This is a genomic window from Streptomyces apocyni, from assembly GCF_009739465.1.
Classification (GTDB): Bacteria; Actinomycetota; Actinomycetes; order Streptomycetales; family Streptomycetaceae; genus Streptomyces; species Streptomyces apocyni.
Window position 1 is genome coordinate 146,630 of sequence record NZ_WHOM01000033.1, and the last position, 23,443, is coordinate 170,072.

25 protein-coding genes and 7 tRNA genes are annotated in these 23,443 nt (G+C 70.6%); 11 read left to right on the forward strand and 21 right to left on the reverse strand.

Annotation, left to right across the window (positions count from 1 at the left end; genetic code table 11):
- Nucleotides 1-29: 29 nt before the first annotated feature.
- From GCN81_RS01200 to pgsA, 4 genes are all read right to left on the reverse strand, one after another.
- The gene (locus tag GCN81_RS01200; protein ID WP_156721508.1) at nt 30-575 is read right to left on the reverse strand and encodes a hypothetical protein; all 546 of its coding nucleotides are present in this window, start codon (nt 573-575) and stop codon (nt 30-32) included.
- Between the two features lie 88 nt (nt 576-663).
- Complete coding sequence (locus tag GCN81_RS01205) at nt 664-1,827, reverse strand: glycosyltransferase family 4 protein (RefSeq protein WP_156721509.1); 1,164 nt, start codon at nt 1,825-1,827, stop codon at nt 664-666.
- On the reverse strand, nt 1,824-2,774 hold the full coding sequence (locus GCN81_RS01210; protein ID WP_156721510.1) for a phosphatidylinositol mannoside acyltransferase: 951 nt from the start codon (nt 2,772-2,774) through the stop codon (nt 1,824-1,826). The genes GCN81_RS01205 and GCN81_RS01210 overlap by 4 nt, the downstream gene beginning before the upstream one ends.
- Nucleotides 2,771-3,424 (reverse strand): phosphatidylinositol phosphate synthase, encoded by a 654-nt coding sequence (gene pgsA, locus GCN81_RS01215; protein ID WP_156721511.1) that lies wholly within the window; start codon nt 3,422-3,424, stop codon nt 2,771-2,773. Before pgsA ends, GCN81_RS01210 begins: the two co-directional genes overlap by 4 nt.
- A gap of 240 nt (nt 3,425-3,664) precedes the next feature.
- On the opposite strand from pgsA, the gene GCN81_RS01220 reads away from it, so the two are divergent.
- Both GCN81_RS01220 and GCN81_RS01225 read left to right on the forward strand, forming a co-directional pair.
- Complete coding sequence (locus GCN81_RS01220; RefSeq protein ID WP_156721512.1) at nt 3,665-5,875, forward strand: elongation factor G-like protein EF-G2; 2,211 nt, start codon at nt 3,665-3,667, stop codon at nt 5,873-5,875.
- A gap of 151 nt (nt 5,876-6,026) precedes the next feature.
- On the forward strand, nt 6,027-7,682 hold the full coding sequence (locus GCN81_RS01225) for a hypothetical protein (protein ID WP_156721513.1): 1,656 nt from the start codon (nt 6,027-6,029) through the stop codon (nt 7,680-7,682).
- Between the two features lie 37 nt (nt 7,683-7,719).
- On the opposite strand, the gene GCN81_RS01230 is transcribed toward GCN81_RS01225, so the two are convergent.
- From GCN81_RS01230 to GCN81_RS01245, 4 genes are all read right to left on the reverse strand, one after another.
- Entirely contained in the window at nt 7,720-8,268 is a 549-nt protein-coding gene (locus GCN81_RS01230) for an HIT family protein (RefSeq protein ID WP_156721514.1), read from the reverse strand.
- Nucleotides 8,269-8,418: 150 nt separating this feature from the next.
- Entirely contained in the window at nt 8,419-10,395 is a 1,977-nt protein-coding gene (gene thrS, locus GCN81_RS01235) for a threonine--tRNA ligase (RefSeq protein WP_156721515.1), read from the reverse strand.
- Nucleotides 10,396-10,569: 174 nt separating this feature from the next.
- A complete protein-coding gene (locus tag GCN81_RS01240) occupies nt 10,570-11,802 on the reverse strand; it encodes a hypothetical protein (RefSeq protein WP_156721740.1) in 1,233 nt (410 codons plus the stop codon).
- Nucleotides 11,799-12,365: a DUF4365 domain-containing protein gene (locus GCN81_RS01245; protein WP_156721741.1), complete on the reverse strand. Its 567-nt coding sequence runs from the start codon at nt 12,363-12,365 to the stop codon at nt 11,799-11,801. The genes GCN81_RS01240 and GCN81_RS01245 overlap by 4 nt, the downstream gene beginning before the upstream one ends.
- 196 nt (nt 12,366-12,561) lie before the next feature.
- Between GCN81_RS01245 and GCN81_RS01250 the strand changes: the two genes are divergently transcribed.
- Nucleotides 12,562-13,287: an exonuclease domain-containing protein gene (locus tag GCN81_RS01250; RefSeq protein ID WP_156721516.1), complete on the forward strand. Its 726-nt coding sequence runs from the start codon at nt 12,562-12,564 to the stop codon at nt 13,285-13,287.
- A 63-nt stretch (nt 13,288-13,350) separates the two neighbouring features.
- Here the strand turns inward: GCN81_RS01250 and GCN81_RS01255 are convergent.
- From GCN81_RS01255 to GCN81_RS01270, 4 genes are all read right to left on the reverse strand, one after another.
- Nucleotides 13,351-13,422: transfer RNA gene (locus GCN81_RS01255), tRNA-Val, on the reverse strand.
- A 39-nt stretch (nt 13,423-13,461) separates the two neighbouring features.
- Nucleotides 13,462-13,908: an SRPBCC family protein gene (locus tag GCN81_RS01260; RefSeq protein ID WP_156721517.1), complete on the reverse strand. Its 447-nt coding sequence runs from the start codon at nt 13,906-13,908 to the stop codon at nt 13,462-13,464.
- A gap of 106 nt (nt 13,909-14,014) precedes the next feature.
- Nucleotides 14,015-14,086 (reverse strand) — tRNA-Val (locus tag GCN81_RS01265).
- Between the two features lie 71 nt (nt 14,087-14,157).
- On the reverse strand, nt 14,158-14,598 hold the full coding sequence (locus GCN81_RS01270) for a TIGR02611 family protein (RefSeq protein WP_156721518.1): 441 nt from the start codon (nt 14,596-14,598) through the stop codon (nt 14,158-14,160).
- Nucleotides 14,599-14,788: 190 nt separating this feature from the next.
- Here GCN81_RS01270 and GCN81_RS01275 point away from each other — a divergent pair, with 190 nt between their 5' ends.
- Both GCN81_RS01275 and GCN81_RS01280 read left to right on the forward strand, forming a co-directional pair.
- Nucleotides 14,789-15,202: an SsgA family sporulation/cell division regulator gene (locus tag GCN81_RS01275; RefSeq protein WP_003959770.1), complete on the forward strand. Its 414-nt coding sequence runs from the start codon at nt 14,789-14,791 to the stop codon at nt 15,200-15,202.
- Nucleotides 15,203-15,437: 235 nt separating this feature from the next.
- Entirely contained in the window at nt 15,438-15,995 is a 558-nt protein-coding gene (locus GCN81_RS01280) for a CGNR zinc finger domain-containing protein (RefSeq protein WP_156721519.1), read from the forward strand.
- Nucleotides 15,996-16,022: 27 nt separating this feature from the next.
- On the opposite strand, the gene GCN81_RS01285 is transcribed toward GCN81_RS01280, so the two are convergent.
- Nucleotides 16,023-16,244: a hypothetical protein gene (locus GCN81_RS01285; RefSeq protein WP_156721520.1), complete on the reverse strand. Its 222-nt coding sequence runs from the start codon at nt 16,242-16,244 to the stop codon at nt 16,023-16,025.
- A gap of 152 nt (nt 16,245-16,396) precedes the next feature.
- Nucleotides 16,397-16,837, reverse strand: a complete 441-nt coding sequence (locus GCN81_RS01290) for a hypothetical protein (protein ID WP_156721521.1) — start codon at nt 16,835-16,837, stop codon at nt 16,397-16,399.
- A gap of 193 nt (nt 16,838-17,030) precedes the next feature.
- On the opposite strand from GCN81_RS01290, the gene GCN81_RS01295 reads away from it, so the two are divergent.
- Nucleotides 17,031-17,573, forward strand: coding sequence for a DsbA family protein (locus tag GCN81_RS01295; protein WP_156721522.1), 543 nt, complete (start codon nt 17,031-17,033; stop codon nt 17,571-17,573).
- 103 nt (nt 17,574-17,676) lie between these two features.
- On the opposite strand, the gene GCN81_RS01300 is transcribed toward GCN81_RS01295, so the two are convergent.
- The 3 genes from GCN81_RS01300 to GCN81_RS01310 all read right to left on the reverse strand — a co-directional run bounded on the left by GCN81_RS01300 (nt 17,677) and on the right by GCN81_RS01310 (nt 20,444).
- Complete coding sequence (locus tag GCN81_RS01300; protein WP_156721523.1) at nt 17,677-18,501, reverse strand: GNAT family N-acetyltransferase; 825 nt, start codon at nt 18,499-18,501, stop codon at nt 17,677-17,679.
- An 81-nt stretch (nt 18,502-18,582) separates the two neighbouring features.
- Complete coding sequence (locus tag GCN81_RS01305; RefSeq protein WP_156721524.1) at nt 18,583-19,404, reverse strand: aminotransferase class IV; 822 nt, start codon at nt 19,402-19,404, stop codon at nt 18,583-18,585.
- Entirely contained in the window at nt 19,401-20,444 is a 1,044-nt protein-coding gene (locus tag GCN81_RS01310; protein ID WP_156721525.1) for a chorismate-binding protein, read from the reverse strand. The genes GCN81_RS01305 and GCN81_RS01310 overlap by 4 nt, the downstream gene beginning before the upstream one ends.
- A 146-nt stretch (nt 20,445-20,590) precedes the next feature.
- On the opposite strand from GCN81_RS01310, the gene GCN81_RS01315 reads away from it, so the two are divergent.
- The 5 genes from GCN81_RS01315 (at nt 20,591) to GCN81_RS01335 (ending at nt 21,046) form a co-directional block, all read left to right on the forward strand.
- A tRNA-Gly gene (locus tag GCN81_RS01315) sits at nt 20,591-20,663 on the forward strand.
- A gap of 38 nt (nt 20,664-20,701) precedes the next feature.
- Nucleotides 20,702-20,775, forward strand: a tRNA-Cys gene (locus tag GCN81_RS01320).
- Nucleotide 20,776: 1 nt separating this feature from the next.
- Nucleotides 20,777-20,848: transfer RNA gene (locus GCN81_RS01325), tRNA-Val, on the forward strand.
- Between the two features lie 21 nt (nt 20,849-20,869).
- Nucleotides 20,870-20,941: transfer RNA gene (locus GCN81_RS01330), tRNA-Val, on the forward strand.
- 33 nt (nt 20,942-20,974) lie between these two features.
- A tRNA-Val gene (locus GCN81_RS01335) sits at nt 20,975-21,046 on the forward strand.
- A gap of 87 nt (nt 21,047-21,133) precedes the next feature.
- On the opposite strand, the gene GCN81_RS01340 is transcribed toward GCN81_RS01335, so the two are convergent.
- From GCN81_RS01340 to GCN81_RS01355, 4 genes are all read right to left on the reverse strand, one after another.
- Nucleotides 21,134-21,442 carry a TFIIB-type zinc ribbon-containing protein gene (locus GCN81_RS01340; RefSeq protein ID WP_156721526.1) on the reverse strand — a complete coding sequence of 103 codons (309 nt, stop codon included), beginning with the start codon at nt 21,440-21,442 and terminating at the stop codon, nt 21,134-21,136.
- Nucleotides 21,443-21,486: 44 nt separating this feature from the next.
- The gene (locus tag GCN81_RS01345; protein ID WP_156721527.1) at nt 21,487-22,446 is read right to left on the reverse strand and encodes a phosphotransferase family protein; all 960 of its coding nucleotides are present in this window, start codon (nt 22,444-22,446) and stop codon (nt 21,487-21,489) included.
- A 246-nt stretch (nt 22,447-22,692) separates the two neighbouring features.
- Nucleotides 22,693-22,899: a hypothetical protein gene (locus tag GCN81_RS01350; RefSeq protein WP_156721528.1), complete on the reverse strand. Its 207-nt coding sequence runs from the start codon at nt 22,897-22,899 to the stop codon at nt 22,693-22,695.
- 186 nt (nt 22,900-23,085) lie between these two features.
- Nucleotides 23,086-23,355 carry a hypothetical protein gene (locus GCN81_RS01355; RefSeq protein WP_156721529.1) on the reverse strand — a complete coding sequence of 90 codons (270 nt, stop codon included), beginning with the start codon at nt 23,353-23,355 and terminating at the stop codon, nt 23,086-23,088.
- Between the last annotated feature and the right edge of the window lie 88 nt (nt 23,356-23,443).

Sequence of the window (23,443 nt, forward strand, 5' to 3'; positions counted from 1 at the left end):
AGGAGGTGTGCTCTCGTGAGGAGACGGCTCTAGTTCGTGGCGCGGTCCGCCAGTGCCGCTGGTGGCTCGTCGTCCATCTCGAAGGCCATCGGGAACGGCGCGTGACCGGCCAGCCGGAACCATCTGACCTTGCGGTGTCTGCGCAGGGCACGGGCGGCGCGTACGGAGTCGTTGTGGAAGCGCCGGGCCATCGGGACGCGGCGTACGGCCGCCGCCAGTTCGAGGGCCGCTTCCTCGCCGCCCGGGGCCGCGCGGACCGCCTCGACCTGGTCCAGTTCGCCGAAGACCGCCCGCAGCGCCTGGCTGAGGTCGCTCTCGGCGACCTCGCGGTGGTCCTCCTCGGCCTGGCGCGCGGCGTGGGTCGCCTCGTAGAGGACGATCGACGCGGCCGGGTCGAGCACTCCGGACGTGGCCAGCTCCTGCGCGACCGACGCGCGCCGCAGCAGCTGGGCGTCCAGGGCGGCGCGGGAGGCGTCGATACGGGCGTGCAGCCGGTCCAGGCGGCCCGCCGTCCAGCTCAGGTACAGGCCGACCGCGAAGAGGACGACGGCGATCCAGATCAGTGTGGAGGTCACGGGCGGCAAGGCTACCGCCGCCCGGACCACCCCTGGCCCCCCAGACCGCTCAGACCGTCAGACCGCTCAAGACCGCTCAAGACCGCTCTCAGTCTCGCGAAGCCAGCCCGAACCTGGCGCGCAGCCCGGTGCGTTCGTCGGCGGCGACCGAGGCGGCGCCGTCGGTGACCGTCTCGTACACCGAGAGGATGTCGGCCCCGACCGTCGACCAGTCGAAGCGGCGTACGTGGGCGCTGCCGCGCTCCTGGAGCTCCGCGCGGCGCCCAGGGTCCCCGAGCAGCCGCAGCGCGCTGGAGGCGAGCGCGTCCGCGTCCTCGTTGGCGAACAGCTCACCGGCCCCGCCCTGGTTGAGTACCTGCGCGAAGGCGTCGAGGTCGGAGGCGAGTACCGGGGCTCCCGCGGACATCGCCTCAACCAGGATGATCCCGAAGCTCTCGCCGCCGGTGTTGGGGGCGACGTAGACGTCGACACTGCGCAGCAGTCGGGCCTTGTCCTCGTCGCTGACCATGCCCAGGAACTCGACGCGGTCGCGCAGTTCCACGGGCAGGGTGGCCACGGCCTCTTCCTCGTCGCCGCGGCCCGCGACAAGGAGCCGCGTCTCCGGGCGCTCGGCGAGGATCTTGGGAAGAGCCTTCATCAGGACGGGCAGGCCCTTGCGCGGTTCGTCGATCCGCCCGATGAACCCCAGAGTGCCCCCCTGCCACTCTGACTTGGCCTCGGCCTTGGCGAAGACGTCGACATCGACGCCGTTCGGGATGACGACCGCGTCACCGCCGAGGTGCTCGACCAGCGTGCGCCGGGCGTACTCGCTGACCGCGATCCGCGCGCTGATCTTCTCCAGGGCGGGCTGCAGAATCGGGTACGCGGCGATCATCGCCCGTGACCTGGGGTTGGAGGTGTGGAAGGTGGCGACGATCGGCCCCTGGGCGGCCCAGCAGGCGAGCAGACCAAGCGAGGGCGACGTCGGCTCGTGGATGTGGATCACGTCGAAGGTGCCCTCGTGCAGCCAGCGGCGCACCCGGGCGGCCGACAGGAAGCCGAAGTTCAGGCGCGCCACCGAGCCGTTGTACGGCACCGGGACCGCGCGGCCCGCCGAGACGACATAAGGCGGCAGCGGGGTCTCGTCGTCCGCGGGCGCCAGCACCGACACCTCGTGGCCCCACCGGATCAGATGCTCGGCGAGGTCACGGATGTGGAACTGGACGCCGCCCGGCACATCCCAGGAGTACGGGCAGACGATGCCGATCCTCACGGCTGTCCCACGTCCGGGGTCGTGTCAGGGGTGGTGTCAGGCGTCTTGTCGGGGGTCTTGTCGGGGTCGAGGTCGTCGAGCCACAAGCGCTGCAGCATGTGCCAGTCCTCCGGATGGTCGGCGATGCCCGTGGCGAAGGCGTCCGCGAGCGTCTGCGTCATGACGGACGTCTTCTCGCCGCGGGTACCTGTCTCCGGCACCTCGACGGGGGCGTGCACCCGGGCCTTCATGACTGGCGACGCGTCGTACCAGAGGGTCACCGGCAGCAGCAGGGCGCCGGTCTGCTGGGCGAGCAGCGCGGGCCCGGCGGGCATCCGGGCACGGTCGCCGAAGAACTTCACCTCGACGCCGGACGCGGACAGGTCGCGGTCGGCGACCAGGCATACCAGGCCGCCCTCGCGCAGCCGGCGGGCGAGTACGCCGAAGGCGGTGCCGCCGGTGTGCGGCAGCACCTCCATGCCCAGACCGGCGCGGTAGGCCACGAACCGGTCGTACAGCGACTCGGGCTTGAGCCGCTCCTGGACGGTGGTGAACGGTGTCTCCAGCCGGGTGGTGACCCAGGCGCCCGCCAGGTCCCAGTTGGCCAGGTGCGGCAGGGCGAGGATCACGCCGCGGTCCGAGGCGAGGCCGTCGGTCAGATGGTGGAGGTCCGTGACCTCCATGCCGTTCCTTACCCGCTCCTCGCTCCAGGCGGGCAGCCGGAACGACTCCATCCAGTACCGCAGGTACGAGCGCATGCCCGCCCTGGACAGCTCGGCGAGCCGCTCCGGGGTCGCGTCGGGCACCACGCGCGCGTAGTTGGACTCAAGGCGCCGCACGCCCTTGCCACGCCGCTTCCAGGCGAGGTCGGCGATGGTGCGGCCCAGGCGTACCGCCACGGGCTCGGGGAGCTTCTTGACGGTGCTCCAGCCCGCCCCGTAGAGCGCGTCGGTGAGCTTCTCCCTCACGCGGTCTCGCCTCCGCTCGCGGCGTCCGCCTCCGCGGCCTCGCGACGTACCGTCACGACCCGCTGCGCCAGTGTCACCAGGCTGCCGACGGCGACGATCCACAGCGCGATCGGCAGCAGTACGTCGATACCGGGTACCCCGAACTTGTGCAGTCCGGCGAGACCAGCGGCGACCAGCGAGATCACCAGGCGCTCCGCGCGCTCGATCAGGCCGTTGACCGCGACGGGCAGCCCGATCGACTCGCCGCGCGCCTTGGTGTACGACACGACCTGGCCGCTGGCCAGGCAGAACAGAGCGACGGCGCACAGCAGGTTGTTGTCGCCGCCGCCCGCGTACCAGAGCGCGAAACCGCCGAAGATCGCACTGTCCGCGACCCGGTCGAGGGTGGAGTCGAGGAAGGCGCCCCAGCGGCTGGACACCCCGGCCTGCCGCGCCATGTTGCCGTCCACGAGGTCGGAGAACACGAACAGGGTGATGACGATCGTGCCCCAGAAGAACTCTCCGCGGGGAAAGAAGACCAGTGCGCCCGCCACCACACCGGCCGTGCCGATCAGGGTGACCGCGTCGGGGCTGACCCCACGGCGGAGCAGAAACGCGGCGAACGGCGTGAGGACACGCGTGAAGAATGCACGCGCGTACTTGTTCAGCATGGCCTTCCCGAGGGTTCGGTGAGCCGCGCGGCCCCTTCGGCCACCGGCGGGCCCATCGTAGCCACGGAGACGGGCCCCGTATCGCCACCGCCCCCGTACGGCGATCACGCACGACGTATGGACGGCCTGTGACCTGAGTGGAAAGCTCGAAGGACGCGGGCGTCGCCGGAGCCGCCAGCACACGCGGGTCTCGCGCGATCGCCCTTACTCCTCACCGTGCAACAAACCGGGAGGCCAGCCATGGGCGACAAGGCGAGCACACAACCCGGAGCCGCCGGCAGGGCAGCTACGGCCGACCACCCCGCGTCCTTGCGGAACGTGGTGCTGGTCGGCCACAGCGGTTCCGGCAAGACCACGCTGGTGGAAGCCCTCGCACTCACCGCGGGGGCGGTGAACCGAGCGGGCCGGGTGGAGGACGGCACGGCCATCTCCGACTACGACGAGATCGAGCACCGGCAGCAACGCTCGGTACAGCTCTCCCTGGTGCCCGTCACCTGGGGCGGGTGCAAGATCAATCTGCTGGACACCCCCGGATACGCCGACTTCGTCGGGGAACTCAGGGCCGGTCTGCGAGCCGCGGACGCGGCCCTTTTCGTCGTCTCGGCCGCGGATGGCGTGGACGGGGCGACCCGCCTGGTGTGGGACGAGTGCGCCGCGGTCGGGATGCCCCGAGCGATCGTGATCACCCACAACGAAGCGTCCCGCGCCGACTTCGAGGAGATGACCAGAAACTGCGCCGAGGCGTTCGGCGGCGACGACCCGGACGCCGTACTGCCGCTGTACCTGCCGCTGCGCGGCCAGCCAGGCGCGGACGGGCACGCGCCGGTGACCGGCCTGATCGGGCTGCTCTCCCAGCAGGTCTTCGACTACAGCTCCGGTGTACGCCAGGCCTCCGACCCCAGCGAGGACCAGCTGCCGCTCATCGCCGAGGCCCGCAACCGGCTGATCGAGGGGATCATCTCCGAGAGCGAGGACGAGTCCCTGATGGACCGCTACCTCGGCGGCGAGGAGATCGACGTCAAGACACTCGTGGACGACCTGGAGCGGGCCGTCGCCCGAGGCGCCTTCCACCCCGTACTCGCGGCCGCACCGGCCGCCGAGGGCGCCCGGCAGGGCCTGGGCACGGTGGAACTCCTGGAGCTGATCACGGGCGGCTTCCCGACGCCGCTGGAGCGTACGGCGCCCGTCACCACGGTGCGGGGCGAGCCGCGGCCCGCGCTCGGCTGCGATCCCAAGGGACCGCTGGTCGCCGAGGTCGTGAAGACCTCATCGGACCCGTATGTGGGCCGGGTCTCGCTGGTCCGGGTCTTCTCCGGCACCCTGCGCCCCGACGCCACCGTGCATGTCTGTGGCTCCGACCACGGCCCCGTAGAGCCCACCGCCGACGGCCCGGACCTGCACGAGGCCGACGAACGCATCGGCGCGCTCTCCTCCCCCTTCGGAAAGCAGCAGCGTTCCGTCACGGCCTGCGTCGCGGGCGATCTCGCGTGGGTGGCCAAACTCTCCCGAGCCGAGACCGGCGACACTCTGTCGGCCAAGGACGCCCCCCTGCTGATGGAACCCTGGACGATGCCCGACCCGCTGCTGCCCCTGGCCATCGAGGCACACAGCAAACCGGACGAGGACAAGCTCTCCCAGGGCCTGTCCCGGCTGGTGGCCGAGGACCCGACGATGCGCCTGGAACAGAACCAGGACACCCATCAGGTCGTCCTGTGGTGCCTGGGCGAGGCACACGCGGACGTCGCCCTGGAGCGGCTGCGCAACCGCTACGGCGTGCAGGTCGACGTCGTCCCGCACAAGGTCTCCCTCCGGGAGACGTTCGGCGAGACGGCCGCGGGCCGCGGGCGGCATGTGAAGCAGTCCGGCGGCCACGGTCAGTACGCGATCTGCGAGATCGAGGTGGAGCCGCTGCCTGGCGGCTCGGGCATCGAGTTCGTCGACAAGGTCGTGGGCGGAGCCGTGCCCCGCCAGTTCATCCCCTCCGTCGAGAAGGGCGTACGCGCCCAGGCCGCCCGCGGTCTCGCGGCCGGACACCCCATCGTCGACATCCGGGTCACCCTGCTCGACGGCAAGGCGCACTCGGTCGACTCCTCGGACGCGGCGTTCCAGACGGCGGGCGCGCTGGCGCTGCGCGAGGCGGCCGCGGACGCCACGATCCATCTGCTGGAGCCGGTCGCCGAGTTGCGGGTGCTCATCGGCGACGCGTACGTCGGCGCCGTGATGAGCGATCTGTCCGGACGCCGCGGCCGCGTGGTCGGCACCGAGCAGACCTCCGGCGGGCACACCCTCGTACGGGCCGAGGTGCCGGAGATCGAGATCGGCCGGTACGCCGTGGACCTGCGCTCCCTGTCCCACGGCACCGGGCGGTTCAGCCGCTCGTACCTCCGGCACGAGCCGATGCCGGCCCAACTGGCGGCGAAGTACCGGGAGGAGGCGCACAAGGGCTCCTAGGGCCTGTCAGCGGCTGCGTACGGGCCGCCCCCTGCCGGATGTCAGTACCCCCCGATACATTGATGATCTGCTCATCGGTGCACTCAACGGATGTGCGGGGTACAGAAGTCGGGAAAGGCCGCGGCAGCGGCGGGGTGGCGAGGGGGCGGCAGTGGCAGACGATGTCTTTGATATGAGGCCCGGCGCGCAGGTTCCGCTCTCGGGCGCCGCGGGCGAGACGGCGGTCACGCATGCCCTGGCGTCGGCGGCGTACCGCGACTCGGAGATCTCCGAGATACTCAAAGCCAACAACGAGTGGCACGAATCCGCCGTCAAGAAAGGCAAGTTGTCGCTCTTCGAGCCGAATCTGGGCGAGGCCTTCGCGCATGCCGTGCAGACCCGGATGCTGGGCGGCTCCCGTAAGCCGCTGATCCAGTCCTTCGGCACCGACCCGCAGGCCGTCGTCGAACACTGCCTCGCCGCGAGCCGCATCCGTAAGGAACGCGACACCAAACTCACCGCCGTGACCGGGCTGTTCGGCCTGGTGTTCCTGCCCGGGGTGCTGCTCTGGCTGGGCGTCTTCCAGGCCAGGCGGACCATCAGCCGCCTCAAGGACAAGCGGTTCCAGGCGCTGGCCACAGCGGCGCTGATCGGCGCCTGCGGTCTCGCCGTGCTCTATCTGATCCGGCTGCCGTTCGGCGGCGTCCTGGGGATCTACGTACGCGCGATGGTGATCGCTCCCGTCATCGGCTGGCTGCTCGCCCGGCAGTTCAGCGAACGCACCGCCAGGGACCTGCGGGCGGGCTGGGAAGGCCTGCTGTCGGGCGGCGGGGTCGGCGCCAAGATCCCCGAGGCCGTGCCCGCCAACCCCAACGAGACCTCGGCCGAGCAGCTGCGCCAGAGCCTCGCCAAGCTCTCCGCCGAGCAGCAGTCCAACTCGGTGTTCTACGCGGGACCCAAGGGCGTGCTCGGTATGGGCACCCGCTGGGGCAGCTGGCAGCTCGCCGAGGATCTGCTGCCGCGCGAGGGCGCCGCCGAGATCCAGCCGTTCCGTAGCTGGGACGTCGTACGGGCGATCTACGACCAGCTGCGCATGATCGAGCGCGGCCCGCTGCACACCGGCGGCTTCCCGGTCCCCTCGATACGCCACTGGATCGTCTCCCCGGTCGGCGAGAACGCCAAGGAGGTCGCCCGGCCCGGCGGCACGGAGGTCGAGTCGTTCCAGATCAAGGGCCACGAGATCCAACGCATCTGCAACGAGCAGCAGTTCGGCAGCGGCGACCGGCACTATCTGGGCGTCCAGTTCACGCTCTGGGACGGCCAGTTGGTCATCACGATGCTGATCACCGTCACCGTGCTGCACCAGACGTTGCGCGTCGAGGTCACCGGCCACGCGCTCGGTCCGGTGCACCCGCTGTTCACCACCAAGCCCAAGCCGAAGGTCAAGGAGGTGCCCAAGGCGGTCAGGTTCTGGGAGACCAAGGCGGTGAAGCAACCGCTGGTCGAGCCGTCAGAGGTGGTGCGCCTCGCCGTGCGGGCCCCGTTGACCTGGTATCCCCCGCTGCTGGACTTCCTGGGCGGCAAGCTGGTGCTGCCCGAGCCGTTCGGCCTGCGGCATGCCTGGGCGGACCAGCCGTGGCGGCACCGCTTCATGGCCGATGACGCGCTGCGCGCGGCGACGCCGGTGCTCCGTGTGGTGCACGCGGCGGCCCTCAGGGTGCTCGAGGACAACGAGGTGAACACCGAACGCTTCGGCAACCGCTCGCTCTTCCTCAGCGGAATGGTCCAGGACCCGACCCCGAGGAACGCGGACCTGTACAACGCGTAGTGGGCGCGTTTACCGCGTTACCCGTTACGGCGTGAGGTCAGTCGACCGGCCACGCGTCGGCGAGCATCGCGCGGGTGTCGGCGAGGAGTTGAGGCAGCACCTTGGTGTGGCCGACGACCGGCATGAAATTGGTGTCGCCGCCCCAGCGCGGGACGATGTGCTGGTGCAGATGCCCGGCGATGCCCGCGCCCGCCGCCTCGCCCTGGTTCATGCCGATGTTGAAACCGTGCGCTCCCGAAGCGGTGCGCAGCGCGGTCATCGCCCGCTTGGTGAGTTCGGCCAGCTCGGCGGTCTCGGGCCCGTTGAGGTCCGTGTAGTCGGCGATGTGCCGGAACGGGACGACCATGCAGTGACCGCCGTTGTAGGGGTACAAATTCAGCACTGCGTAGACAGCCTCACCCCGGGCGATGATCAGCCCGTCCTCGTCGGACTTGGCGGGGAGAGAGCAGAAGGGACAGCCATCGCCGGCTCCCGTACCACTGGGCTTGCTCTCGCCCTGGATATAGGCCATCCGGTGGGGCGTCCACAGACGCTGGAACGCATCCTGCGTCCCCACTCCGATCTGCTGCTCCGGCTCATTCGTCATGGGTGCAGCATATGGCCGGGTTATAGAGGCACGGCAAAGGCCCCCGGGAAAGATCCCGGGGGCCGATCCCCGCACTGGCGGGGACAAGGTCGACATATGCCACGTCCGACCGATCGCGTCCGGATCATCCCCGCATTCGCGGGGACAACGTCATACCTGAACCCGGCGCTCCACTACGTCAACGATCTCGGCGATCGCTTCGTCACACGGGATGCCGTTCTTTTGCGAGCCGTCCCGGTAGCGGAAGGACACAGAGCCGTTCGCCATGTCCTCATCGCCGACGATGATCATGAACGGGACCTTCTGCTTCTGGGCGTTGCGGATCTTCTTCTGCATGCGGTCCGATGACGCGTCCACCTCGACCCGCAGCCCCTGCTTCTTCGCCTTGGCGGCGAACTCCCGCAGATACGGGATGTGCGCGTCCCCGATCGGGATGCCGACGGCCTGCACCGGAGCGAGCCACGCCGGGAACGCGCCCGCGTAGTGTTCGAGCAGCACCGCGAAGAACCGCTCGATGGAGCCGAACAACGCCCGGTGGATCATGACGGGCCGCTGCTTGCTGCCGTCGGGGCCGGTGTACTCGAGGTTGAAGCGCTCGGGCAGGTTGAAGTCCAACTGCACGGTGGACATCTGCCAAGTGCGGCCGATGGCATCGCGAGTCTGGACGGAGATCTTCGGCCCGTAGAAGGCGGCGCCGCCCGGGTCGGGTACGAGCGGCAGGCCCTGCTTCTCGGCCACCTTCCGCAGCGTCTCGGTGGCCTCCTCCCACACCTCGTCGGAGCCGACGAACTTCTCCGGGTCCTTGGTGGACAGCTCCAGGTAGAAGTCGGTCAGGCCGTAGTCGCGCAACAGGTCGAGGACGAAGGTGAGCGTCGAGTCGAGCTCGTCGGCCATCTGCTCCTTGGTGCAGTAGATGTGCGCGTCGTCCTGCGTAAAGCCCCGGGCGCGGGTCAGACCGTGCACGACGCCCGACTTCTCGTACCGGTACACCGTCCCGAACTCGAACAACCGCAAGGGCAGCTCACGGTACGAGCGCCCCCGGGCGTCGAAGATCAGGTTGTGCATCGGGCAGTTCATGGGCTTGAGGTAGTAGTCCACGCCCTCGTCGAGCTGCATGGGCGGGTACATGCCGTCCGCGTACCAGTCCAGGTGGCCCGAGGTCTCGAAGAGCTTCCCCTTGGTGGCGTGCGGGGTGTAGACGAACTCGTAGTCCGCCTCCTCGTGCCGCTTGCGCGAGTAGTCCTCCATGACCCGCCGGACGACGCCGCCCTTGGGGTGGAACACCGCGAGGCCGGAGCCGATCTGGTCCGGGATGGAGAACAGGTCGAGCTCGTTGCCCAGCTTGCGGTGGTCGCGCTTCTCGGCCTCGGCGAGGAACTCCAGGTGCGCCTTGAGCTCGTCCTTGGACGGCCAGGCAGTGCCGTAGATGCGCTGCAGCATCGGGTTCTTCTCGCTGCCGCGCCAGTACGCGGCGGCGTTCCGCATCAGCTTGAACGCCGGGATGTTCCGGGTGGTGGGCAGGTGCGGACCGCGGCAGAGGTCCTTCCAGCACAGGTCGCCGGTCTTGGCGTCGAGGTTGTCGTAGATGGTGAGCTCGCCCGCGCCCACCTCGACGTCCGCGCCGTCGTCGGAGGAGGCCGAGCCCTTCAGCCCGATGAGTTCCAGCTTGTACGGCTCGTCGGCGAGCTCCTCGCGGGCGGCCTCGTCGGTGACGACGCGCCGCGAGAAACGCTGGCCGCGCTTCTGGATCTCCTGCATTTTCTTCTCGACGGCCTTGAGGTCCTCCGGGGTGAAGGGCCTGGCCACGTCGAAGTCGTAGTAGAAGCCGTCCTTGACCGGCGGGCCGATGCCCAGCTTGGCCTCGGGGAAGAGCTCTTGCACGGCCTGCGCCATCACGTGCGCGGCCGAGTGGCGCAGGATGTTCAGACCGTCTTCCGAGGAGATCTCGACGGGCTCGACGACCTGGCCCTCACAGACGCTGTACGCCAGATCCCGGAGTTCGCCGTCCACCCGCGCCGCGACGATGGTGCGCTCTCCGGCGAAGATCTCCGCCGCCGTAGTGCCCGTGGTCACCACGCGCTCTTCCCGCTCGGAATCGCGTTGGATGATCACACGGACGTCTGACACCGGTCTCTCCTACCTGATGAGGTCGCCGCAGCGAATACTGCGCGGCTCGAATCGTACCGAGCCGGACGGGTCGATCGCGAAACGGTTGCTGCGCGACCCCTTCCCGGGGCCCGTCCTTAGGCCCTTCCAGCGGCCCTTCGCAAGGCGTCGGACAGCCTCGGAAACCTCAGAACCTCAGAGCCCGTCCCCGCCGCAGGCCTCCTCGAAGAAGTCGAGGTTCTCCTGGAGCGCCTTCCGCAGCCGGTCCCGCTCCGCCTCGTCCACCTGTACCGGCGCCAGCTCACACGCCCCGGTCAGCCGCCGGAAGCCGCCCCGGCTCTCCAGCCGCCCGTGCACCCGTACCGGCAGCCCGACCAGATGGGCATGGCCCGCGACGCGGTACGCCTCCTCGTCCAGGGTCACCCGTACCTGCCCGACGTCCGCACCGGCCAGCACCCGCAGCCGCACCGTGCCAGGACCGCCCGGAACCGCCCGGCGCAACCGCACCACGGTGCCGGTCAGCCGTACCGGAATCGAGGGCTCGGTACGCAGATAGCGGGCCCCCGCCGCACGGAGCACCGGCAGATCGCCGGGCGAGAACTCGACGGGCTCCGGCCGCGCCGCACATCGCTCGGGCACCCCCGCGGCCGGTGCCCAGGCGATGGCGACCCGGGCGCCCTCGGTCCCCCGGACGAGGGCGACGAGCGCCTCGGTGAGCTCCCGGCTGACGCCCGCCTGGACCGCCGAGTCGAAGGCGTCCATGCCCCCGGTCGCCCGCTGGTAGTCGACGGCCTCCCGGGCCGCGTACAGCGCGTGATGCAGCCGTACGACCAGCGGCCGGGACGGTACGGGCACGAACACGGTCAGCCGCCGTCCGCCTGGCTCGGGACCCACCAGGACGTCGTCCAGCGCGGCGGTGGCGGCAGCGCGGTGCCGCGCCCCGTGGTATCCGGCCCGGTCGCACACCGCGAGCGCCGCGGCGAGCAGCATCTGCCGCGCCGCGGCACGTAAGCGCTCCGCCTCGGTCCACGCCGCGCCTCCCCCGGGCCCGCCGGGCACATCGCGTGACCAGCACAGTTCGTCGCTGGGCACGGTGAGGCCGAGCAGGACCTCGCGCGCGGACGGCGCCGCGCTGCGGGACAGGGCGAGCAGCGCCTCGCCGATGAGGTCGTCGCTGTCCGGGAACGCCCGGCTCTGCGGCACCAGCAGACTCGTGCCTGAGCTGCCTGAGGGTTCGGTCCAGCGCGCGTACCGGCCGGCGGCGCCACCGCGTCGGCGCCAGCCGTGCCGGTCGAGCAGGGCGCTGAGCACCGCGGGGTCCACGGCGCGGGCGTCGGGGGGCTGGGCCCATGGCTCACAGGCCTCGTGGCCAGGGCGGGAGTGAGGGGAGTGGGGGCGTAGGGGCTCGTCCATCGGGCGGTGCATCAGGGTCTCCCTCCCGTCCCGACCCGCGTCATGATCTCGCGCAGGGCCCGGTCGTCGAAGATCCGGGAGGTCGGGACGCGCACGGTGGTCCTGCGCCGGCCCGTCACCGGGTGCCCGGCCAGGTTGGTCCAGTAGCAGCAGTGCCGTAGTTCCAGCCGGTCGTGCCCGGCCCGCAGCCAGTCGTCCTGCGACCTGGGCACCAGCATCACGACGAGGATCTTGTGCACCGAGACCGGGGTGCGGGCCAGCTTCGCCAGATGCGCGTTGTCCAGGGTGAAGGAGAAGGCGGCGCCCGGGGGGTTCGGCGGGACCTGGTAGGTGCACTTGAGCTGCACCTTGATGGTGACCTCGTCGTCGACCGTGTGCCCGGGGGCGCTGTGGCTCAGGTGCCAGTCGATGCCGTTGTCCGGAAAGGGCTGGGACAGCGAGCACCCCGCGGCCGCCGCGACGGCGTGCAGATAGCCCACCTGAAGGGTCTCCATACAGGCGGTGGTGGCGAGTGTGCCGCGCGGCGGCGGGGTCCGCTCGGGCAGCAGCCCACCCTGTTCGGGCTGCGCGAGCGCCATGTCGAACAAGCCTTCCGGGCTGAGGTGTTCCTTGCACCGGTCGCTGGACCGGGCGCGGCGGCCCGCCCAACTCCACGGCCCGTCAAGTGTGTTGTCACCGCCCGGCGTACGGCGCAAACGGTCCGGGTATCACCAGCTCGGGCAGACGAGGGGGGCAAGGGCGCCAGCTGCCCGTAGTGGACCGGGAGTTGTGGCTATGACGTGCTGGTACGAGGGGCCGCTGACCGCATTCGACACGGAGACCACCGGGGTGGATGTCGAGCACGATCGCATCGTGTCCGCCGCCGTGGTCGTCCAGGACCGCACCGACGCCCGGCCGCGCGTCACCCGCTGGCTGGTGAGCCCGGGGGTTCCGGTGCCGGACGGGGCCACCGCGATCCACGGGCTGACCGACGATCACCTGCGGTGCAACGGCCGCTGGCCGGCGCCGGTGATGGAGGAGATAGCCCGCAAGATCGCGGACGAGACCGCGACCGGGCGGCCGCTGGTGGTGATGAACGCGCCCTTCGATCTGACGCTGCTCGACCGCGAGTTGCGCCGTCATCGCAACGCCTCGCTCGGTCACTACCTGGAGACCCGCCCGTTGTGCGTGCTCGACCCCCGGGTGCTCGACAAACACCTGGACCGCTACCGCAAGGGCCGCCGCACCCTCGCCGACCTCTGCGAGCTGTACGGGGTCGAGCTGTCGGGTGCGCATGACGCCGCCGCCGACGCCCAGGCCTCGTTGGAGGTCGTACGGGCCCTGGGGCGGCGGTTCGCCGCCCGGCTCGACGACCTGACGCCCGGCGAGCTGCACGCCAGGCAGGCCGTGTGGCACGCGGCCCAGGCGCGCGGGCTCCAGGCGTGGTTCGCCCGTTCCGGTTCCCAGGAGGCGGTGGACCCGGCCTGGCCGCTACGGCCCGAACTCCCGGCGGCGGCCTGACCCGTAGCGTCTCCCCCGAACATGAGAAAGCCGGTCCGTCATCGACGGACCGGCTCTTCCCGGTGGGCGATACTGGGTTCGAACCAGTGACCTCTTCGGTGTGAACGAAGCGCTCTCCCACTGAGCTAATCGCCCGGGAACGCACTGAACCATACAGGTCCAGGCGCCCGTCGTTCAAACTCTCTTCAGCAACTGACGCAGGCCACGGCGCCCGCCGCGCATCATCAGCGCGTGGTTGAGCAGGAACACCGGCCGGGCCAGCAGGGCGAGTCGGCGCATCAGCGGTTTGCGCACCTCGACTTCCTGCTCGTAGAGCACGCGGGTGCCACCGCTGTCCGCGGTGACGGTCCAGCGCGCCCAGCCGTCCAGGTCTCCCGTCATCGCGATCTCCAGCACTCCGGCCGCGGGGTCGCGCCGCTTCTCACGGGCGGTCACGACCAGGTCGTACGGCAGCAGGGAGCGGAAGCGTGCGGTGCCGCTGAGCTCGTCGAGTGAGGTCACCTCGCGCACCTGCGGCCACCAGTTCGGATAGTCCTCGGCCCGTTCGAGCGCCGCGTACACGGCATCGGGTTCTGCGGCCAACTCCCAGACGGAGCGGAAGCGGTATCGGCACCAGTCCATGGGGGAAGTGTGCCCCGTGGTCCGCACACGACAGTCCGTACACCACAGTCCGCACACGACGAAGGTCCGTGAGACAGCTGCTGTCTCACGGACCTTCGATCCGGGGTGGGCGATACTGGGTTCGAACCAGTGACCTCTTCGGTGTGAACGAAGCGCTCTCCCACTGAGCTAATCGCCCGGGCGCACAGAGAACATTACCGCACCTCAGCGGGTGCCCCGGACCACCCGAGCCCGGTCATTCGAGCCGGGTCACTCACTGATGTTCCACGGCAGCGTCATCCCGAATTTCCAGAGGTAGACGCCCAGCAGTACGGCCGTGATCACCAGGCCGATGGTGGTGAGGATGATGTTCCGGCGGCGCACCTTCGGGTCGAGCGCGCGCTGAGCGGCCTCGGTCACTTTGCGCTTGGTCCAGCGCAGCACCAGCTGGGCCCAGACGAACTCGGTCGCCCAGATCGCCATACCGGCGAAGATCACGAACCAGCCGGGGCCCGGCAGCACCAGCATGGCGACGCCCGCGCCCACGACCGCGAGCCCGACCAGGAAGACGCCGACCTGCCAGCTCAGGTGCAGCGCCCTGCGGGCCTTGATGAAGTCGGGCGCCCTGGACCCGAAGGCCCGCGGGGCCTCCTGTGTGGCGGGGTCGGCCTCCGCGACGCTCCCGCTCAACCGGTCACTCTCCGTATCCATGGTGCGAAACATTACCCGACGGAAACCCGTCACCGGAATGGCCGCACCGAGCGTAGTCACAGGCGCCGTACGAGCTACGTAAAGGCACGCAAATCCCTCAGAGGGGTTTACAACGGCACCGTAGGTGGCATGTCGATTTCGCCGACGTGCGAATCCCCGAGCGCACACTGAGCGAAAGGCCCTGGCGCTTATGAACACCACGGTCAGCTGCGAGCTGCACCTGCGCCTCGTTGTGTCGAGCGAGTCCTCACTGCCTGTACCCGCAGGACTGCGGTATGACACGGCCGATCCCTATGCCGTGCACGCCACCTTCCACACCGGAGCGGAGGAGACCGTCGAGTGGGTCTTCGCCCGCGACCTCCTCGCCGAGGGGCTGCACCGGCCCACCGGCACCGGTGATGTCCGTGTCTGGCCGTCCCGCAGCCACGGACAGGGCGTTGTCTGCATCGCCCTGAGCTCTCCGGAAGGCGAGGCTCTGCTCGAGGCCCCGGCGCGGGCCCTTGAGTCGTTCCTGAAGCGGACCGACGCCGCCGTACCACCCGGCACCGAGCACCGTCACTTCGACCTGGATACGGAGCTGTCACACATCCTGGCCGAGAGCTGAGCCAGCCCGGCCAGCCACAAACAGCCCGCCACCGTCCGAACTCGGGGCGACGGTGCGGGTGACGACAACCGCATACCGGCAGTCACCGACGCCGTCCCCGCGGGTTCATCCTGCGAGGACGGCGTCGCTGCGGATCGATACTGGTCGGTACTGGTCGGTGCGACGTCAGTGCGAGCGACTAGCATCGGCCAGCGTCGGCGGGCACTAGCCCGACCCCCAGGCCAGGGAGCGAATCGTGCTGATCACCCACGACACCCGGTGCGCGCTCGACGCCGTGGTCGATCTGGTGAACACCGCACCGGAGGACGACAAGACCGACGGGCTCGCGGACCTCGCGGCGCTCCACACGTTCGTCGAGACCCACGAGATCAGCGATGTCGGCGCCCTGTCCGAGCCGGACCTGGCAGCGGTACGCCAGGTCCGGGCCCGGTTCGCGGAGGTCTTCTCGGCGCCTGACGTCCGGGTCGCGGCCACGCTGATCAACGACCTCGTGGCCGCCGCCGGAACCACCCCACGACTCACCGACCACGACGGCTATGACTGGCATGTGCACTACTTCGCGCCGGGCGCGTCGGTGGCCGACCACCTCGCGGCCGACTGCGGGATGGCCCTGGCGTTCTTCGTGGTCGCCGGAGAGCAGGACCGGCTGCGCCGCTGCGAGGCGCCTGACTGCCGACGCGCCTTCGTCGATCTCTCCAGGAACCGCTCACGCCGCTACTGCGACAGCCGCACCTGCGGTAACCGCCTGCATGTCGCCGCGTACCGGGCGCGACGCAAGGAAGCCGCCCGCTGACACGTCCAGCGGCCGACGCGGCTGACCTCACAGCAGATACAGGTCGTACATGGCGGCGATCAACAGCAGACAGCCGATCACGCCGAGGAAGATCATCAGCGGTGGCTGAGAGAGGGCGAAGAGGCAGCCTCGCGGTTCGGACGCGGGCGCCGACGGCGCGGAGGTCGGCGCTGGGCCCGGGGCTGGCGCGGAGGCTGGTGCGGGGGCGGGGGCTGGTGCGGGGGGCTCGCCCCGGGAAGTGTCCTGCATCTCGGGGCGATGATGACGCAGCCGCACCCACCCGGTTGACCAACACGCCCGCCTAGAGCGGGAGTTAGCCGAATTTCGCGCTCACTCGGGGGCGATCCCGGCACTCTTCGGACAGCGGTGAACAGCGGCGGACAAGCCACACGCAGAGATCCTCAGATCCCATGCTTTTTCAGAATCGCCTCGATGTCCGAGAAGTCCTCCGTCGGGGCGTCGGACTTCTTCTGCCGGGCGGGCGGAGCGGACTGGCCCGCGCCGAGCGAGGGCGCCGACGCCCCAGGGGCGACCGCCGCCTGCTGCTCCGCCGCGGCGGCCTGCTTACGCTCCTTGCGGGTACCGCCGCCGCGCCGCTCGATGGCACGGGTCGTCATGAACAGCAGCCAGGCCAGACCGAGCACCCCGAAGCCGACCCAGGTACTGGGCTTGAAGACCAGGTCGGACACCCACTCGATCACGCCGGTCATCACGAGACCGAGCGGGATGAGTGAGTAGGCCGCGATACGGGTGGCGGTCAGGAACCGCTTGCGGTACGCGGTGATCGCGGCGATGCCCAGGCCTGCCGCGGACACAGCGGAACAGACGGTCTCGGCAAGCATCCGGTCCTCCAGCGTCGAAGTGCCATGGCCGCACGGCGGTACCGCCGCACGCCATGGTGTACGTCCCTTCCATCCTGCACCGTCCAGGGGCCTCGGGGCCACGATCCGGGAGGGACATCAGGGACAACTCCGGGTCGGCCCGCTCGCCAGATCCGGGTTGGGGCGTGGGCCGCGGGACTGGAAGACTGTCCCCATGAGCGACTCCCTCCCTGGCGGCCCCGCCGCCCCTGCCGTAGCCGTGCTCGACGTGTGGTGCGACCTCCAGTGCCCCGACTGCCACACCGCCCTGGACGACCTGCGTGCGCTGCGCGCCCGCTACGGGGAGCGCCTGGAGGTGCGACTGCGGCATTTCCCCCTTGAGAAGAACAAGTACTCCTTCCCCGCGGCCCAGGCCGCCGAGGAAGCCGCCGAGCAGGGCCAGGGCTGGCCGTACGCGGAGGCGCTGCTGGGTCGGGTCAAGGAGTTCGGCCACCGGGGCGAGGCGCTCCTGTCGGACGTGGCGCGGGACCTCGGCCTGGACGCCGACGAATTCGAGACGGCCCTGATCGACGGCCGCCACATCCTGATCGTCGACGCCGACCAGGCCGAGGGCAAGGCGATCGGGGTCACCGGGACGCCGACGTATGTCATCGGGGGCGAGCGCCTCGACGGCGGCAAGAGCCAGGAAGGGCTGCGCGAGCGCGTGGAGCGGATCGCGGACCGCCTGCTAGCCGACGAGGGCACACCGCGGAGCTAGGCAGCCACCTAAGGGCGCCCCAGCACGCCCGAGGGGGCCCCAGCACGCCCGAGGGGGCCCCAGCACGCCCGAGGGGGCCCGAGGGGGCCTGCCTCCCCCGAGGTCAGAGCAGCGGCTTGGACAGGTGGTACGCGGTCGGCTGGTAGCCGAGCGAGGCGTACAGCCGCATCGCCGGGGTGTTGTTCGTGAAGACGTTCAGGCCGATCTGGCGGGCCCCGGCGCTGAGCGCCTCGCGCTCGGCGAGCCGGAGCAGCGACCGTCCGTGCCCCCGGCCCCGGTACTCCTCGGCGACCTCGACGTCGAAGACGTACGCGCCACTGTCGCGCACCGTGACCCAGAGCGTGCCGACTGCCGTGCCCAGGTGCTCCAGGACCCGCAGCCGCACCCCGTCGGTGGCCGTGCCGTCCGGCAGCTGTGCGGCGTGGTCGGCCTCGGACTTGGCGTACGCCTGGCTCTCGGGGATGCCCTGGGCCATCCAGTCGCGCGCGTAGTGCTCCTTCGCGTGCGCCAGCCACGGGCCGTATTCGGCATCGGACATCGGGCGGCCGACGCTGCCGTCCGGGAGGTCGGGGGCCTGCCCAGGCAGCGGCTTGGACAGGGTGCGGTTGCGCTCTACGTAGCCGAGCACGGTGGCCAGTCGCACGGCGGCTGCGGCGTCCGCGGGGATGATCGCCTCGACCCGTGTACAGCGCCAGCCGCGCAGGATCTCCTCGGCGGCGAGCGCCGCCACCGTGGCCCTGCCCCGTCTGCGGTCGGGTTCCTCGATTCTGAGGGCGCGTATCTGGCCCACGGTGGGGCCGAAGGCCAGGTGGGTGGCGAGATCGAGTCGGCCCACCGGACGGCTGTTCACACACACGTCGTACGGGCGTGAACGCGCTCCGTCAGCTTCGCTCTGCAGCGGCCCGGTCGGCCGTAGTGTCGTGGTCATCGACAGGTTTCTACCCGCTGACGCGCCCCGTCGTCACCGGGGTTCGCGCTCCGTACGCCGACAAAGGCGCGACGCAGGCTCTCAGGGGTCCAGGTCGGCGCCGGAACGCTCGTCGAAGATCCGCATAGCCTTGGCGGTCACCGGCCCCGGGGCACCCGGCAGTTCGCGTCCGTCGACCCGGTGTACGGCCTGGATGTCGCGCAGTGTCGAGGTCAGGAAGATCTCGTCGGCACGGTCCAGCACATCGAGCGGGAGGTCCGTCTCCTGAGCCGAGGTCCATTCGACGGCGAGCGCGCGGGTGATGCCCGCGAGACAGCCCGACGCGACGGGCGGGGTGTGGATCTCGCCGTCGAGTACGACGAAGACGTTGGACCCGGTGCCCTCGCAGAGTCGCCCCACCGTGTTGCCGAACAGCGCCTCGCTGGCGCCCCGTTCGTGGGCCCGGCCGAGGGCGACGACGTTCTCGGCGTACGAGGTGGTCTTCAGGCCGGTGACCGCGCCGCGCTCGTTGCGGGTCCACGGCACCGTGATCACGGCGGTGCTGTCGGGCCTGCGTGGCGTCTCGCCGAGCGCGACGATCAGGGTCTGCCCTGCCTCACCGCGGTCCGAGCCGAGCGGTGAGAGCCCGCCGGTATACGTGATCCGCAGGCGGCCCAGTGCCATCGGGTTGGCTTCGAGTACGGCGGCGCAGGCGCGGCGCACCTCGTCCTGGTCCGGTTCGGGGAGCCCGAGGCCGCGCGCGGAGCGGGCGAGCCGGTCCAGGTGGCGGGTGAGCGCGAAGGGCAGGCCGTCGACGGCCTTGAGCGTCTCGAAGACGCCGTCGCCCACGGTGAGCCCGTGGTCGAGGACCGAGACGCGGGCCGACTCCAGCTCCCGCAGCCCGCCGTTCAGCCAGATCTTCACGTGCCAGCTCCTTCTGAGGGGTCGTACGTACCCGACGCTACCGCGAGCAGCCGCGCGGCCTTGAGTTCGGTCTCCCGCCACTCGCGCTCAGGGTCGGAGCCCCAGGTGATGCCCGCGCCCGTACCGAACCGCAGCATGCCGTCAGCCCGGTCGGCCCAGAAGGTACGGATGCCGACGGCCAGCTCCCCCGCACCCCGGTCCGCGTCCACCCAGCCGATGCCGCCGCAGTACGGGCCACGGGGTGCGGTCTCCAGCGCGTCGATGATCCGCAGGGCGCTGGACTTGGGGGCTCCGGTCACCGAACCCGGCGGGAAGGTGGCGGCCAGCAGTCCGGGCCAGCCCACCCCGTCGGCGAGCTCTCCGCGCACGGTGGAGACCAGGTGGACCAGGCCAGGGTGCTTCTCGACGACGCAGAGGTCGGGGACGGTCACCGTCCCGGTGGCGCAAGCCTTCCCGAGGTCGTTACGGACCAGGTCGACGATCATCACGTTCTCGGCGTGATCCTTCTCCAGCAGGTCCGTCTCGGTCCGTCCGGTGCCCTTGATCGGGCCGGACTCGACGACCCGGCCCGCGCGGCGCAGGAAGAGCTCGGGGGACGCGGTGGCGATCTCCACGCCCTGTGCGGGGAGACGGATGGTGCCCGCGTACGGAGCGGGGTTGCCGCGCGCGAGGAGGGCCGTCAGGGCGTCCAGGTCCGCGTCCGCGGCGAGCGGCGCGGAGAGCACCCGGCAGAGGTTGGCCTGGTAGACCTCCCCCGCGGCTATGTGCTCGCGGATCCGCCGTACGCCCGCGGTGTACGCGGCGTGGTCGAGGGAGGTCGTCCAGTCACCGGCCGCCGGTCCCCGCCAGCGCCCCGGGACGGGGGCCGGGACCGGTTCGTCGCGTACGTCCCCGAAGCGGGCACAGACCAGGCGGCCCTCGAAGTCCGCGGAGACGGCCCAGAAGCCGGTGGAGTCGAGGGCGGCGGGGTCGCTGGTGACATCGCGCAGATCGGAGGCGACAAGGCCACCGAAACGTGCCATAGGGGGGAGGTCGTACACGGCTGTGAGTCTATGACCGGTGGGTGCGGGCCGCCCCGGCCCGGGTGTCAGCGCAGCACGCTGCGTAAACGCGTTTTTGTACTGGCCCCGGAATCCGCTAGAGTTCAACACGTCGCCGGGACGCGCCAAGCGCTCCGGAGAGACACGCGGACGTAGCTCAGTTGGTAGAGCGCAACCTTGCCAAGGTTGAGGTCGCCAGTTCGAACCTGGTCGTCCGCTCGGAAAAACAGGGGGATCTTCCCGAACCCCCGACTCCTGGTGGAGTGGCCGAGAGGCGAGGCAACGGCCTGCAAAGCCGTCTACACGGGTTCAAATCCCGTCTCCACCTCCAAGGACGATTAGCTCAGCGGGAGAGCGCTTCCCTGACACGGAAGAGGTCACTGGTTCAATCCCAGTATCGTCCACTGGTCCGTGAGGACCACCCCGCGCGATTAGCTCAGCGGGAGAGCGCTTCCCTGACACGGAAGAGGTCACTGGTTCAATCCCAGTATCGCGCACGCACCGCCCATGATCGTCGATCGTGGTCCCGAGGACGATTAGCTCAGCGGGAGAGCGCTTCCCTGACACGGAAGAGGTCACTGGTTCAATCCCAGTATCGTCCACACACTGAAGCCCCCGGTCCTCGCGACCGGGGGCTTCTGCGTTGCGGGTGTTGCGGGATGCCGGTGTCTCAGGACGAGACCGGTGTCTCAGGACGAGAAGAGCATCCGCCCGAAGCCCTGCTTACGACGGTGGCCGTGGTGCCCGCCGTAGTGCCCACCGCCGTGCTGCGGGGCACCCCAGGCAGGGGCAGGTGCGGCGGGGTAGGCCTGGGGAGCGGGCGGGGGCGGCGGAGCCTGCTGCGGGGGCGCCTGCTGCGACCACTGCGACTCAAGCCGGGTCAGCGCCTCAAGCTCCCCGTAGTCCAGGAAGATTCCCCGGCAGCCGCTGCACTGCTCGATCTGGACACCATTGCGGTTGTACGTCTGCATCGGTGCTCGGCACTTGGGACACTGCATGCTCGGCTCCACTCTCGCCGTCCGGAACTGCTACACCCGCCAGCCTACTTGGCGGCGCCGTCGGCGAACTCCGCCGGGAGCGCCGCGATGCGGACGCAGGCATCGACCAACTCCCGCTCGGCCTCGTCGAACGGACGCGACTCGGTGACCGACTTGGCGACGGCCAGGGCGGCGCTCTGTACAGTCAGCGCCCTGGCGGGTACGTCCAGTACGGGCCACGGGTCGCCGTCGGCGGGGACGGCCGGGCCGTTCGCCGCCTGGTAGGTGCCGATGAAGCGCGTCCAGTCCTCGGGCGCCAGCAGCCCCGACGCGTACCAGGCGGCGGGGCGGGCCAGGTCCCAGGCCGGTATGCCCAGGCCGAGGTCGTCGACGTCGATCAGCAGCCAGGGGCCGTCGGGGGGCGGGTGGCGGACGAGCTGGCCCAGGTGCAGGTCGCCGTGGCACACCGTGCTGGCGTACGGCATGGGGGCCTCGGCGCGGGCCCAGGCGGGCAGCATCGACCAGGCGCGCTCCACGGGTACGGCCGCACCGTGCGCGGGGGCGTCCCGGCGCATCCGGGCGACGGCGCGTGCGGCCTTCGCGGGGCCGCGCATCTCGGGGAGCGGGCCGGGCAGTTCGGACGCGGGCACGCTGTGCAGACGGGCCAGCAGGGTGGCTGCCTGTTCCCAGGGGGCGTCGTCCGGGGCGTCGGGGTCCACCGGGGTGCCGTGCGGCCAGCAGGTCACCGGGCGGCCGTGCAGTTCGGCCGCCGGGACCCGTAGCGGGGGCAGCAGGATGCCGGTGAGCGCGGGGTGGGCGGCCAGGGTGAGACGGGCTGTGAGCTCGGCGCGGTCGGTGGTGGGGGCGTGGGCCTTGGCGACGACGGCGCCGTGCCGGACGACCGTAGCGTCCTGCCGGTCGGCGAGCACGGTGTCGGGCTCTGGGCAGGCGCAGGGTGCGGTGCCCCGGCGGTGAACGGTGCGGCGGGCGGCCGCGGCGAGCGCGCGCGGCACGGGTGTGGTCATGTGGCCCCCGCGCTCCATCAAGTTCCGTAGCTCCGTCTGCCCGGTGAGGGTACGCCACGGCCCCTCGCGCCGCGCGGGGCTGAACTCGGAGCCGGAACCGGGGCCGAAACCGGCCCCGGAACGCGCGATGCCCGCGCAGCTCGAAAGCTGCGCGGGCACTCGTGCCGTCCGCCGCACCCCCGTCCCCACGGGGTTATATGGCCGGATGTCCCCGCCCGGACCGCTCTTCCGGGCCTGGGGCGCCGCTCAGCGCCCCAGCATCACGCCCACGGACGACGCTTGTGTGACCACTGCTTCCCAGCCGCCGAAGACGACTACGAGCAGGGCCGCCAGGGGAACCACCATGGCCGTCGCCACCAAGGGGTGACGCGTACCGGACGGGCGGCCGCCGAACGCGGCGTATGACCTGCGTCCCTGCGTGCGGACCATGGTCCGCGGTGCCGTGTCCGCCATGGGTGCTCTCCTGTCGTTTTGGCAGCGGCGGGTGTCTGACCTCGGGGGACGAGTGCTGCACCCGCCGCTTGACTCCAAACTTAGGCGGCGCGCGCCCCGGCGGCGTCATGCCCTCGTACTGATTGCCGGGCCTCCCCCAGGATGAGCGGCGGGCCGCGATGTACTCCCCAGGGTGGAGACGCGGGGTCAGGTCTTAGGGTCTTCCCGGAGGGGTCGCCGCTCGGCGGTCTCCGACGCCTGCTCCCGTGGCACCGGCTGCTCCACGAGCGCCAGCACGCGGCTGGCCATGAAGCGGGCCGTGCGCACCACGGTCCCGGTCCGGGTGACTTCACTCACTTCGACCACCCCTCTGCGCACCGCGGTCTCCACCCGGCGGCCCGCCCTGGCGGCCACCATCTCGTACGTTCTGGTCGTGTCTCCGGCATCCACCACTATCTCGACTCGGTCACCCTTCATCGACCCAATCCCCCTTCAGCGACAGACCGTTGGGCACCAGGGCAGGCTGCGCGGCCCCGGGGTCCCGTTCTCCTGACCACCCTTCAAT